The following is a 13,529-nucleotide window of genomic DNA, read 5'->3' as shown; positions in this document are numbered from 1 at the left end:
AGGGCGGAATTTTTTATGGGTTCGATTTGCTAGTGAAGGAAGTTGTGTAAAGCATAGGCCAGAGAGTTAAGGCGATCGCAGCACTTCCGTCAGGCGTACTCGTATTACTTGGCCTGGTTGGAGCTTGGCGGGTTTGGGTGAAGCTAGGTAAGTGACTGCCGCCCCCGCTGCTGCGCCCCCAATCACTTCTTCGCCAGATAAGCCACCCACTAGGGCTCCAGCCAACGCTCCTAGAGCTGAATTTCTCACAACTTTATCCTGTGCAACTTTTAGTTTGCCTCCCAGAAGTGCTGATTCAGCCGCGAGTGGTACATTTCGACCTTGTAAGCTAATGGCCTGCGCCACAAAGCGGCTACCACCACTCGTCGTTTCAAAACGTCCAATGACGGGTGCCCCAGTTGGAGCCAAGATGCTACCGTTGCGATCGCGAATCTCGGTTTGCAACAACAGCACTTCTTGCTGCGGCGCTCCTGGCCTTAGTTCCAAAACTTCAGTCCCAGAATATTGCAGTTGTAATGTGGTGCCAGTGGGCAACACAATTCCGTCTCCTACAGCCACCAAATTAGAACTTTCTGCTTCTATATTTGGCTGCGATTTAGACGGTAAGTCGGAGGGACGCTGAAAATCCAACTCGGTGGATGAGGAGTTAGCAGTTGAACGCGGTAACGGTGGCACTGTTACTGGAGCCGTTGCTCTAGCACTGATAGCACTAGGAGTTTCTGTGGGCAGATCTGTTTCCGACTCCAAAGTTGGCAAGTTAGGAGGTGTCGCAGCGGCAGGCGTGGAGCTGGTAGCTGCTAAGGGTTGACCAAACTCAATCACCCGCCCCGCAGCTTCATCTACGTTCGGGGTTCTTGCTAGTTGAGGCGATTCCAATGTCACTGCGCGGGTAGGGGCAGGCTGTATCGAAGGGGATGACAAAGATGGCACGGTTACAGTGGCGCTGGGCTGTGGCGTAAAAACCGCTGGAGGCAACCCAGGGTTAGGTTCCGTATTAGTAGTGGTAGTTGGCGCGCGATCGCCTAATTGAGGAACCTGAGTAGAGGCAGTAGTACTGTTCATCGGCGGCACACTCACGGTTACAGACTGCTGCGATCGAAAGTTAGCAGGAGGTAATACTGCTGTCTCTAGTTCTGGAGTAGGTTGAGGCAGATTCGTAGTAGGTTTCACCTCCGATTGAACAGGTGCAACAGGAGCCGTTTCTACTGGCTCTGCCACAACGGGTACTGCTGGTGGCTGAGGTTCTGGCAACGGTTTAGATACAGGAGTCACCGCAGGAGTTGGAGCGATCGCTGTACTTGTGGCCCGGTTGGGTTGAGCTGAGGGAGTGGGTAGGGGCGGCTTGACTACTGGCTGTGCTGTTGGTTGGGCGGCTGTTGAGGGTGCAGGAGATTTTGGTGGCGCAGATGGTTTTGCAGGCGTAGTTGGAGCTGGGCGATCGCGAGTTGGAGCGCTCTGAGTCGGTCTGGGTGTCGGCGTAGGCGTAGCAGGAGTCACCTCAGGCGACAACCTAGGACTAAAGATGGCTGTGTCTGGAGTTGCTGGTGCTGGCCCTAATAGGTCAGATGGTTGAGGAGATGGTGCTGTTGGAGCTGCGATCGCAGGGGACGGTTCCGGTGAGGGTGCAGATGAGTTATCAAATGAACGATCGCCAGGTGCTAATAGGTCGGCAGCATTTCTCGTAATTCGACTTCTTAGAGGAGCAGGGGTAGTGGGTTGCGATCGCTCGTTTGTGACCGCAGGTGGAGAGGGTTGCGATCGCTGAGTACTTGATGCAGCAGGAGCAGATGGCTGTACCGAGGGGGGAGTAGGGACAGTGGATTGGGGTTTGGTAGCGCCGGTAGCTGAGGCAGCAGGTTTGGCAGCGACGGTGGGCGTAGAGGTACTATTACCAGAGATTAAAGGACGCAGCACCCAACGAGTCCCTGCCTTGCCACTGCCAGCCTGTTCTAGCTTCACCTGACCTGGCGCAAACACCACATTAGGAGCAAGTTGCATGACGATGCGGGTAGAGCCAGCTTGCTGCTGTGACACACGAATTTGCTGCACGGGTCCAGACAATGTTTGCTCGGTTGGCACTGAACCTATCTGTGTGTTGGGTAAGTCCAGCACAATGCGGGCAGGTTTCGCGAGCAGGAAATAGCGGGGTTGAGTGCCTTCTGGGACTGTGATTTCTAGCTGGTTAGCGGCTGAGTTAAATTGCCATTGAGTTAGGACGGCTGCCTGAACTGGGGCTATCTGCGCGATCGCTCCTATGACTCCGGCGCTAACCCCAAGCGTCGCCCAGAGGCAATTGCCCGACAGCGCCAGCGAAATCACTTGTTGCCGCAACGGTAATCCCCACACCGATTTCTGATTTTGCATCGCTTTTAAGCTTTTGACTAAGCAAGACCCAATCTTGGCATTCAGGATAATCGTACTGCCTGAGATTGCAATACTTAAATTTAAGAAAGTTTTTCTAAGTAATTTTTAGCTGCGGGGCGTAAAGACTTTTAGCGCTTTTGGCTGGCACTTAGAAGCCTCCCTCTAGACTGAAACAGCACTCCAGCAAGACTTGCTAAGGTGTAAAAGGACGTTTAAGTCCAATTTGGCAAAACCTTATTGTCAATCTCTCTTCTCTCGACTCGTTATCAGTTTAGAAGTTTAGGAGCCGCTAATGTCCAATCACGATTTACTGATGCTCGTCATGCTACTCACACCTGGAATTCTGCTTTCAGCCTTGATCATGGCGGCTTTTGCAGCAGGTGGTTAAGTTGGCAACAGGTTTGCAAGAGGCTTGCGCTCGCACCCTAGGCTCTGTTGCCAGTCCCTTGAGCTTGGTAGCTGAGATTGACCCCTCACTCCGGGCTTTGTAAAGTACGGATAATTAAGTAAATGAATGTTAATCATTCTTAGATAAGGCAAAATTATTCATGCGCGTAATTCTCATGACTGGCAAGGGAGGGGTTGGTAAAACCTCCGTTGCAGCAGCTACTGGGCTGCGCTGTGCCGAACTGGGCTATAAAACCCTAGTTCTCAGCACTGACCCTGCCCACTCTCTTGCCGATAGCTTCGACATGGAACTGGGGCATGAACCTCGAACCGTTCGCCCGAATCTCTGGGGGGCAGAACTCGATGCCTTAATGGAGTTGGAGGGTAACTGGGGTGCGGTTAAACGCTACATTACTCAAGTTCTGCAAGCACGCGGTTTAGAAGGAGTCGAAGCCGAAGAACTCGCCATTCTACCAGGCATGGATGAGATTTTTAGCTTAGTGCGGATGAAACGGCACTATGACGAAAACGAGTTCGATGTACTGATTATCGACTCTGCCCCTACCGGAACCGCTTTAAGACTGCTGAGTTTGCCAGAAGTGGCAGGCTGGTACATGCGGCGCTTCTACAAGCCGTTGCAGAAGGTGTCTGCCGCCTTGCGCCCGCTGATTGAACCCTTTTTTAAGCCTCTAGCTGGCTTCTCGTTGCCTGACAATGAAGTCATGGATGCACCCTACGAGTTTTACCAGCAGATTGAAGCCCTAGAAAAAGTCTTAACTGATAACACTCAAACTTCGGTTCGCCTCGTCACCAATCCCGAAAAGATGGTGATTAAGGAGTCTTTGCGGGCACATGCTTACCTCAGCCTCTACAACGTGGCAACTGATTTAGTCATCGCCAACCGGATTCTGCCGGATGAAGTCAGCGATCCATTTTTCCAAAAGTGGAAAGCCAATCAACAACAATATCGCCAAGAAATTCACGACAACTTCAGTCCCCTGCCCGTGAAGGAAGTGCCGTTATATTCGGAAGAAATGTGCGGACTGGCCGCTTTAGAACGCTTGAAAGACACTCTATATAAAGACGAAGATCCAGCACAGGTTTATTACAAAGAAACCACTTTACGAATCGTGCAAGATCAGAATCAATACAGTTTAGAAGTGTATTTACCTGGCATCCCCAAGAACCAAGTGGAACTGAGCAAGAACGGCGACGAACTCAATATTCGTATTGGAAACCATCGCCGGAACTTAGTACTGCCTCAATCTTTGGCTGCTTTGCAACCCGCCGGAGCAAAAATGGAGGACGACTTCCTTAAAATCCGCTTTGCTGATAGCGTTCGAGTCTAGCAGCTTAGTTTTAGCTGAAATTACAATCTCAGCAGTCATAGTAAAAGCTAAACGGACATTGGGTTAAAAACACCAATTGTCCGTTTTTCAGTGGCTTATTATTTGCTGAGTGGAGATGGTATTGCGATCGCTCCCTCAAACAGCAATACCTAACTCCTAATTTGTACTGGCATCACCAAGTAAGTCATCTTGACGCTGCCCAATGGGGTTAAAACTACGGGTGTAGTAGCTGAATTGAGTTGCATCTGAATCTCAGATGTATTTAGGGCTTTTAAGCCATCCATCAAATATTTGACGTTAAACGCCACATCTAGGCTGTCACCGCTTTCACTCGATACTTGAGCTGGAATCACTTCTCGGCCATTTCCTACATCTTGGGCATCAACCGAAAGCGCAATCTCTTGCTGCTCCAAATCTAAGCTAAGCTTGACCACATTATTTTTTTGGTCTGCTAAAACTGCAATTCGCTCCAGCGCACCCAGAAACAATCGCCGTTCCACCGTCATTTGCCGAGAGAACTGCCGCGGAATCAGTTGGCGGTAGTTAGGATATTGACCTTCCAACAGGCGGCTGGTTAAGCGTTGATCAGCCCATTCAAAAACCGCTTGGCTGGGGTTGAGGTGCAATGCCACGGCATCTTCGGCTGGGCGCATTCCCACCATGCGCTCTAACTCACGCAGCGTCTTAGCAGGAATCGTGACCGTAAGTTCGGTATCTGCGATCGCGGCTCCAGCTTGAGCATCTGGGGTTTCTCCCGTCGTCTGCACCACGGCTAAGCGGTGACCATCAGTTGCTGCAAACTCTAAGCTTCCTTGCTGCAAGGTCAGATGCACACCCGTCAGAATTTGCTTCGTTTCATCCGCACTGGTGGCAAACAAAGACCCCTGCAAGCCTTGCACCAATGCTTCCACAGGCAAGTAAACCACTTCACCGTCTTCGATGATAGGCAACTCAGGAAACTCTACTGCACTGAGCCCCCGCATTTGATAGCGGCCAGAGGAGCAAGTAAGGGTTGCTTGCAATACATCGCTGGGTTCACCTGAGGCATCAGCGTTTCCTGCTTCATCAGCTAAATTAATTTCCCCTTCTGGCAAGCGCGAAACGATGTCATTCAGCAACTTGGCAGGCAGTGTAATTTCCCCTCCAGTTTCCACATGGGCCGCAAAACTGGTTCGAATTCCCAAACTCAGGTCAAATGCCGTCAGGCTGACTCGTTGTGCAGCCGCATCGGCAATGAGTAGCACGTTAGCCAAAACTGGATGAGTCGGTCGCGAAGGAATGGCACGGCTAACAAGCGACAGATTAGCACTGAGATCACTTTGGGCACAGAACAATTTCATGGAAGTTTATTTAGCCGAGTTCTTCTCAGGAGGGTGTGACTTGAGCAATCTTGGTGGGAGAACGACATCGTATCACTCTCAGCTTGAACAAGCTAGAGCACCTATTTTCAGCTTTGCCCTGATAGTCTATCTACTCTTCTCTTTAAAACTATTTTTTAAAGTAGTAGTAGTAGGGCCTGTGGAAAATGTGGAAAAACTTTTAAAAGCTTTATCCTGTCTAGATTTGAACCAATATTGCCCTGTGGAAAACCTGTGGAAAAAATAGCCGACTTTTCCACAGGGTATTTATACCTATCAAAGTTTTCCACCGATATTCAGAACTTTCCACAGGTTTTCCACAGAGTTTTCCACAGAAATAAGGGAGTTTTCCACAGGCAGATTTTGCTTAAAAATACTTAATGAAATTCTATTAAGTTCACTCATAATTGATTTCACTTTGTAGTATTTAGTACTGATGTATTGTATTTAGCGTACTACAAACCTGCAAGTTCTCCTCCATCTTTTCTATAAAAGTTGGGAGCCAGAACCTAGGAGCAGCACAAAAGCTCTGGATTGTGGCTCCTGGTTTCTAGCTCCCAAAGACGAGCTGCTGTTATCAAAGGTGGGTGAGTCTACGATCGCTCTTTGCTCTGACTGGCTAAATTAATGCGATCGCTGAGTTGACGCAGAGTTTGGGCCATACCTGGATCGCTGGTACGAAGTTGAGCAATTTTGTCGCAGCTATACATCACAGTCGTATGGTCTTTGCCGCCAAATTCTTCGCCAATCTTCGGTAGGCTCAGGTCTGTGTGCTGGCGCATCAAGTACATACCAACCTGCCGCGCTAAGCTAATTTCTCGGCGTCTGGACTGGCCTTTAATCTCTTCTACCGCAATATCAAATACATCAGCCACCGCATTCATGACAGCTTCCGGTGAGGCTTCAATCTGCTCTACTGGGGGATTAAGGACGGCAGCAATATTTTCCACTCGCATCGGTAGCCCGGAAATTGAAATATAAGCCACTGCTCGAATCAGCGCCCCTTCAAGTTCCCGAATGTTGGAAGTATAGCTAGAAGCGATGTACTCAATCACCTCGCGAGGCAGGCGCATATTCTCGTACTCTGCTTTCTTTTGCAGAATCGCCATCCGAGTTTCTAAGTCGGGGGATTGGATATCGGCAATTAGCCCCATTGAGAATCGAGAGCACAGACGTTCTTGCAGGCGTGGAATGTGGTTAGGAGGGCGATCGGACGCGAGAACTACCTGTTTACCCGCTTCATGCAGGGTATTGAAGGTGTGAAAAAACTCTTCTTGGGTATATTCCTTGCCTTCAATGAACTGAATGTCATCTACTAGCAACACATCGGCAGCGCGGTAATGCTCCCGAAAGCTTTGCATGCTGTCCTTACGAATCGCTGCAATCAAGTCGTTGGTGAATTGCTCGGTAGAAACGTAGAAAATTTTGGAATCTGGGCAAATTTCTAACCGATAGTGGCCGATCGCCTGCATCAGGTGAGTTTTTCCCAGTCCTACCCCACCGCACAAGAATAAAGGGTTGAACTCGCGCCCAGGAGACTCAGCCACTGCTAAAGACGCGGCGTGGGCCATCCGGTTGTTGGGACCGACCACAAAGCGTGAGAACACATATTTAACGTTGAGTTCCTTCGGCTTGGACTGCTGATTAGCGTAGGCTGCACTCGAACTACTAGCGTTGCTAATAGCACTGACGGCGGGTGTTTCGTTAGGAGAAGACCACAAAACCTCAGAATCGCCATTGGTGGTTGCATCTCCCTCAGCAATGGTGATGTGAATCTCGACGCTATAGCCCAGAATGTCTTGAGCCACGTCGGCGATCGTCTTGACGTAATACTTCTGAAGCCAATTACGCGCAAAGGGGTTAGGTGTGCGAATGACTAAGCAATTATTTTCTAGCTGCTCAACGCTGGCAGTTTTGATCCATGTCTCAAAGGTCGGGCGGCTCAGTTGCAGCTGTAGGCGCTCTAGTATTTGATTCCAGAGACTTTCAAGAGTGATTTCCACCGCTAACCTCTACCGCTGACGCTCAGGAGAACAAACATGAAGAACTAACTAGTAAACTATGCACCGAATCGACCTGGCAATAGGGAAATAATCCAACATCACCACGACACGAACAGGCCACCGGGCTTGCTGCTCAACATACCTGAAGTTTAGACTAATCTTCTATGTGGTGGTTCAAAGCAGGTTTTTGTTAGCAAACCACTATACATGGAGTGATTCGGTAAGGATCAAAAAGCATTGAGAGTGGCGATCGCAGAGAAGTAAGCCACTTAACTTACTAACACGCTTCAGTATAATTACGGCTTGCCAACAGTGGGAGACGCTAAGATCGCCTTTGACGATAAGAGTTAAAACTAATAGCGATCGCAACAAAAAAATAACTTATCGAGCACTCAGAGCTAGGCCAGGGTGCCTTCAGTAAAATATAAATGTATTCCTGAATACTTATAGCATCTCCGGGGAGCCTAAGAAACTCCGACCAAACTTTCTGGCAGAAATGGCTAGGACTAGGGACAAAGTCTGTGGCGTGATCGTCCTGAAGAAAGTTTCTAAAATAAGAAGAGCTAAGTAAGGAAGGAGCAGGCGATCGCTGATAGCCATGTGATTGAGCATGAGGATTCCCAAAAGCTAACAGCAATCGGCCTGTCCGTGCCATTCATTCACCTGTGTTCATAAACTATCAATTGAGTTTGTCAATCTTGTGTTCTCGAGATGAAATTGAAATGACGAATTTTGACCGACAAGGTGAGATTTTTCTCAAGATACATTGGGGGCGTTACGGGAGCAAAAAGCCGAATAAGTCAGTCTAATTCTTTGCAAATTCCTGAAAATAGTTAGTTTCATTAACCTGGAATAAGAGTGTCACCCCAATGTCACATCGACTTCTTAGATTAAGAATATCTAGAGTCACTAATCTTCAAGGGCTCTAATCAAAAGCTGTACATCAATCTAGCCAAGTCTGCGGGCATGAAGATCGACGTGGAACCTAGCGTGGAAACGCAGACACTTTGCAAATTTGAGTTTATTGTTACCGAGGACTGAAGATAAATGGCAACAAATCACGACTCTGAGTTGCGTCGCTCTGAGACTCAGGATGGGGTAGGACAATCTGAGTCTGTTACAGTTACCCCTTCTACTCCTAAAAACAATGCTACCAGTCCAGCCATCTGGGCCAAGCCTGCAACTTATCTAGTGCCCCTCATGGTGGGAGCTGGATTGATGTTTGCGGGCGATCGCTGGTTCGCCTCTAAGCCTTCGCTAGCTCAACAAGCTGCAGCTCCCACCACAGTCGCTCAAATCCCAGCTTTACCAATTACTGCTGGCTCCAACTTTATCGCCACCGCAGTAGAAAGAGTCGGTCCTGCCGTAGTCCGAATCGACTCTGCTCGGACTGTGACCAGACGGACCCCAGCAATTTTCAACGATCCATTCTTCCGGCAATTTTTTGGAGCCGAGATTCCTTCTGGACCTGCTACCCGGGTAGAGCGCGGAACTGGTTCTGGTTTCATTATCAAAGCGGATGGATTGGTTTTGACCAATGCTCACGTAGTAGATGGAGCCGATACTGTAACCGTGGCGTTGAAAGATGGCCGCACTTTCAGTGGCAAAGTCATGGGCCAAGATCCAGTCACAGATGTGGCGGTTATCAAGATTCAAGCTAGTAACTTACCAACGGTTGAGCTGGGTAATTCTGAGCAAATTAGACCTGGTGAATGGGCGATCGCGATCGGCAATCCCCTCGGACTAGACAACACCGTAACCGCAGGCATTATCAGTGCGACGGGGCGGACTAGCTCTCAAGTGGGCGTTCCAGATAAGCGAGTTGGCTTTATTCAAACTGATGCAGCGATTAACCCTGGTAACTCCGGAGGGCCATTGCTAAATCAGCAAGGTCAAGTGATTGGCATGAACACCGCTATTATTGGTGGGGCACAAGGCTTAGGATTTGCCATCCCCATCAATACAGCTCAGCGGATTGCTAACCAGCTAGTCGCCAAGGGAAGCGTAGACCATCCCTTCTTGGGGATTCAAATGGCAACTCTGACGCCAGAGCTGAGAAAAACGCTCAACAGTGATCCCAATAGCAATATTCAAGTGCAAGAGGACCAAGGCATCTTAGTGGCAAGAGTAATGCGTAATTCCCCAGCCGCTAAAGCAGGTCTACGGATCGGGGATGTGATTCGCAAAGTGGACGGTCGGGCTGTGACCTCAGCAGATGAAATTCAACAAGCAGTAGAAAACAGCTCTGTAGGTGGCACGCTCCGTTTAGAACTACGCCGAAACGGCCAAACTCTCAACTTGGCAGTGCAACCTGGCCCCTTCCCAACTCAAACCGCTCAGAGTGAATAACCCGCTTTATCTTCGTCCTTAAACTCTTAGCCTTGCTAGATTGATATCAATGCAAGGCTTTTTTGTGGCAAGTCACAAGTATCAAGTTATGACCCAAGCCCGTGCGATCGCGCAATTAGGAAATCCTGTCCTCCGACAGCAAGCTCAAGCGGTTGATGAAATTCAAGATCAGCAATTACAGCAACTAATCGACGATCTACTCCTGACTGTAGAAAAGTCGAATGGTGTCGGGATTGCGGCTCCCCAAATTTCAGCTTCTTGCCGTTTATTTATTGTGGCTTCTCGTCCCAATCTTCGCTATCCTCAAGCTCCTACAATGGAGCCAACCGCAATGATTAATCCACGCATTGTGGCCCATAGTGACGAGAGGGTAAAGGGATGGGAAGGCTGTTTAAGTGTGCCAAATGTCCGAGGATTAGTTCCTAGATACAAAATAATTACAGTTGAGTATTGCGATCGCACAGCGCAACCACAACAACAGGAACTAACTGATTTTGTAGCTCGAATTTTTCAACATGAACTAGATCATTTGGATGGGATTCTCTTCCCCGATTGCGTGGAAGGTGACCAAGATCTATTCACAGAGGCAGAGTATCAAAAACTAATCGCTGAAGAAATGAAAGGGTAGATAGACCCCTACCTTTTTCTCGCAAAATCAGTTCTTACATCCGCTCTAGAACTGAAATTCCTAATAGCGACAAACCCAGTTTTAATGTTCTTGCCGTCAAGTCACATAAGGCTAATCGAGAGGTTCGCGATCGCTCCTCTGCCTTCAAAACGTCACAGTTTTCATAGAATTGATTGAATTTTTGACTTAATTCATACAGGTATTGGCAAAGACGGTTAGGCAATAAATCTTGCTCAACCGTTGCTAAAACTTCGCCTAACTGTAATAAATGCTTGGCTAAGACTAATTCGAAATCAGACTGCAACAGAATTTCGACATCTGATCCTAAATTCTGAAAGTCAATGCCTCCCTTGCGGCTAATACTTTGAATCCGAGCGTAAGCATAGAGCATATAGGGGGCCGTATTTCCTTTTAGATCCAACATTTTGTTGAAGCTAAAAATATAGTTGCTGTTACGATTTTGGCTTAAATCAGCATATTTAACTGCACTAATTCCAACGACCTCAGCGACATTAGCCTTAAACTCTTCCGTTTCCTCTCGTTCTTCTTCCTGTAGCCGCGTTTCTGAATCTGCGCGAGCCCGCACGATCGCCTCATCCAGCAAATCTTTTAACCGAATAGTGTCTCCAGAGCGAGTTTTCAGTCGCTTGCCATCCTCACCCTGCACTAAACCAAACGGCACATGAACAACTTCCACATTTTCTGGAATCCAGCCCGCCCGCTTAGCCACTTGGAAAAACTGAGCAAAGTGGTTCGACTGCCCCGCATCCGTCACATAAATAATGCGATTGGCTTCGTCTTGTTGAATCCGATAACGCAGCGCCGCTAAATCAGTTGTGGCGTAGTTATAACCTCCATCCGATTTCTGCACAATCAGCGGCAACGGTTGCCCCTCTTTATTCGTAAACCCCTCTAGAAAGACGCACTTTGCCCCTTGGTCTTCCACCAAAAGCCGCAGCCTGTCTAGGTCTTCAACCACTGCTGCCAGTAAGGGATTGTAAAAAGACTCTCCTCGCTCGGTCAGGTGGATATCTAGGCGATCGTAAATTGTCTGAAACTCCTGCCGAGACTGCTCACACAATAATTGCCAAGCTCTGACTGAGTCTTCTGCGCCAGCTTGCAACCGCACCACTTCTTGCCGAGAGGCTTCCTTAAAGGCTTCGTCTTCATCAAAACGCTGTTTGGCTCGTTTGTAGAAAGCCACTAAATCGCCTAATTCCAAAGCATTGGAAGTCGTCAAGGCTTCTGGGCAGGCTTCTCTTAAGTAGGTAATCAACATGCCAAACTGAGTGCCCCAATCCCCTACATGATTCAGCCGCAGCACATCATGCCCACGAAATTCCAAAGTGCGGGCAACAGAATCTCCAATAATCGTGGATCGTAAGTGCCCCACGTGCATTTCTTTGGCAATGTTAGGGCTAGAAAAGTCAACCACTACTTTTTGAGGCTGCTTTACTGGCTCAATCCCTAGTCGCTCTCCTGCCTGCATCGATCGCAATTGAGCGGCTAAATACTCTGGCTTGAGCGTCAAGTTGATAAAACCAGGCCCAGCAATGATGGGGGGAGCACAGAAATCAGAAACATTCAACTGCTGAACAATTTGCTCTGCGATCGCGCGCGGTGGCTGCCCCAACTTCTTCGTCAAGGAGAGTGGCGCATTAGATTGGTAATCGCCAAACTTGGGATTGCTAGCAGGCACCAATATTGGGTCTGTATCAGCTAACTCAGCCCCAAAGGCTGCAACAAAGGCTTGGCTAAACCGAGCTTTGAGTTGTTCAATCGTAGAGCTCATAACAAAAAATGAGAAGTGCTCAAGGCAAAACTACAAACTATCGCTAGTGGCTATCAATTACAATTATCAACCTCTAGCTTCATACTGAGGTCTAACCAAGTCGATCGCGTGATCGGAGCACTAGTAGAAACGTAGTCTACACCCGTTTCCGCTGCCGCTCTAATAGTTGCCAGCGTAATATTGCCTGAAGCCTCAATCTTAATCTGCTCATTTTTCTGCCGAATTAAACCCACGGCTTGTCGCATTACTTCCAAGGGCATGTTGTCCAACATAATAATGTCGGCCCCAAATTTCAGTGCTGCCTCGACCTGGGATAAAGTTTCAGTCTCTACCTCAATTGTCAGGGGGTAAGGAATCCGCGCTCGGACTTGAGCGATCGCCTCACCAATGCCTCCTGCCGCAGCAATGTGGTTATCTTTAATCATGACTGCATCATCCAAGCCCATGCGGTGGTTAACGGCGCCACCTACTTGAGATGCGTACTTCTCCAACAATCTCAAACCTGGTGTGGTTTTGCGCGTGTCTACTAGTTGAGTAGGTAAGTCGCCAATCTTCTCAACATACTGACGAGTGGCCGTCGCAATTCCGCTCAGTCGCATAGCTAAATTGAGAGCAACTCGTTCACCTGTCAACAGCGCGTCCATCGGTCCGTGTAGCCGAGCCACCACTCGACCAACCTCACAGTACTCGCCCTCTTTGATGTCCGTCACTAAGCTAACTTGCGCGTTCAAAATCTGAAAAACTCTCGCCGCGATTGGTAGACCAGCAATCACTCCAGCCTCTTTAGCGATCCATTTGGCTTCCCTCAAGTCTGTGGTTTGGCTTAAAAGACTTTGAGTGGTGCGATCGCCTCGCCCAATATCCTCTAGTAACCAGCTTTGCAGCAATTGATCTAAGACCAAAAATGGTGGCAATACGGCAGTTGAATTTTTCATGGAAGTCAAAGTTAAGCAGCAATCCCCTCTTTAACTCATACTCCCATTGAAGTGGGGTACTGAAGAGACAACAGCTTTCCGCCTTACTTACATTTACGAATGAACTTACTGCTAGGCATTTTTCTGAAAAAGCTTAGGTCAGAAATAGGCATTCCGGTCGCTATCCACAAGCTGCGATCGCTCAAACCCATGTAGTAACTTGCCTTGAGGCAATTTTAGAAAAACCAGGTTTAAGGGGTTGACAGCTACCAGTGGACTTCGTTATATTGGCTAAGCGGTCGAGGGAGAAGGGGCGCGGAAGCGCACCGAATCAGTCGGCCCCCGCACCTAGAAAAGAGAATAGTTTGAAAGCCAAGATAGCACC

At 48.5% G+C, this 13,529-nt stretch carries 9 protein-coding genes; 4 read left to right on the top strand and 5 right to left on the bottom strand.

Features of this window, described 5'->3' with window-relative positions; all coding sequences use genetic code 11:
• Positions 1-66: 66 nt before the first annotated feature.
• Positions 67-2,364, bottom strand: a complete 2,298-nt coding sequence (locus NDA01_RS22660) for an AMIN domain-containing protein (protein WP_348229749.1) — start codon at positions 2,362-2,364, stop codon at positions 67-69.
• Between the two features lie 548 nt (positions 2,365-2,912).
• On the opposite strand from NDA01_RS22660, the gene NDA01_RS22655 reads away from it, so the two are divergent.
• A complete protein-coding gene (locus tag NDA01_RS22655) occupies positions 2,913-4,100 on the top strand; it encodes a TRC40/GET3/ArsA family transport-energizing ATPase (protein WP_190436281.1) in 1,188 nt (395 codons plus the stop codon).
• A 149-nt stretch (positions 4,101-4,249) separates the two neighbouring features.
• Here the strand turns inward: NDA01_RS22655 and dnaN are convergent, their stop codons facing one another.
• Positions 4,250-5,440 carry a DNA polymerase III subunit beta gene (gene dnaN / locus NDA01_RS22650; protein ID WP_348229748.1) on the bottom strand — a complete coding sequence of 397 codons (1,191 nt, stop codon included), beginning with the start codon at positions 5,438-5,440 and terminating at the stop codon, positions 4,250-4,252.
• On the opposite strand from dnaN, the gene NDA01_RS22645 reads away from it, so the two are divergent.
• Complete coding sequence (locus NDA01_RS22645) at positions 5,439-5,705, top strand: hypothetical protein (protein ID WP_348229747.1); 267 nt, start codon at positions 5,439-5,441, stop codon at positions 5,703-5,705. The two genes, dnaN and NDA01_RS22645, sit on opposite strands and share 2 nt — an antisense overlap.
• 346 nt (positions 5,706-6,051) lie before the next feature.
• On the opposite strand, the gene dnaA is transcribed toward NDA01_RS22645, so the two are convergent.
• Positions 6,052-7,461 (bottom strand): chromosomal replication initiator protein DnaA, encoded by a 1,410-nt coding sequence (dnaA, locus tag NDA01_RS22640; RefSeq protein ID WP_190436271.1) that lies wholly within the window; start codon positions 7,459-7,461, stop codon positions 6,052-6,054.
• Positions 7,462-8,508: 1,047 nt separating this feature from the next.
• Between dnaA and NDA01_RS22635 the strand changes: the two genes are divergently transcribed.
• Entirely contained in the window at positions 8,509-9,810 is a 1,302-nt protein-coding gene (locus NDA01_RS22635) for an HhoA/HhoB/HtrA family serine endopeptidase (protein ID WP_431193494.1), read from the top strand.
• An 88-nt stretch (positions 9,811-9,898) separates the two neighbouring features.
• Entirely contained in the window at positions 9,899-10,438 is a 540-nt protein-coding gene (gene def, locus NDA01_RS22630; RefSeq protein ID WP_348229746.1) for a peptide deformylase, read from the top strand.
• A 34-nt stretch (positions 10,439-10,472) separates the two neighbouring features.
• Here the strand turns inward: def and argS are convergent, their stop codons facing one another.
• A complete protein-coding gene (gene argS / locus NDA01_RS22625; protein WP_348229745.1) occupies positions 10,473-12,230 on the bottom strand; it encodes an arginine--tRNA ligase in 1,758 nt (585 codons plus the stop codon).
• Positions 12,231-12,283: 53 nt separating this feature from the next.
• On the bottom strand, positions 12,284-13,165 hold the full coding sequence (gene nadC, locus NDA01_RS22620; protein WP_190553479.1) for a carboxylating nicotinate-nucleotide diphosphorylase: 882 nt from the start codon (positions 13,163-13,165) through the stop codon (positions 12,284-12,286).
• Between the last annotated feature and the right edge of the window lie 364 nt (positions 13,166-13,529).

This window comes from Trichocoleus desertorum AS-A10, from assembly GCF_039962155.1.
In the GTDB taxonomy this organism is placed as follows: domain Bacteria; phylum Cyanobacteriota; class Cyanobacteriia; order FACHB-46; family FACHB-46; genus Trichocoleus.
This window is presented reverse-complemented; position numbering and strand designations above follow the sequence as displayed.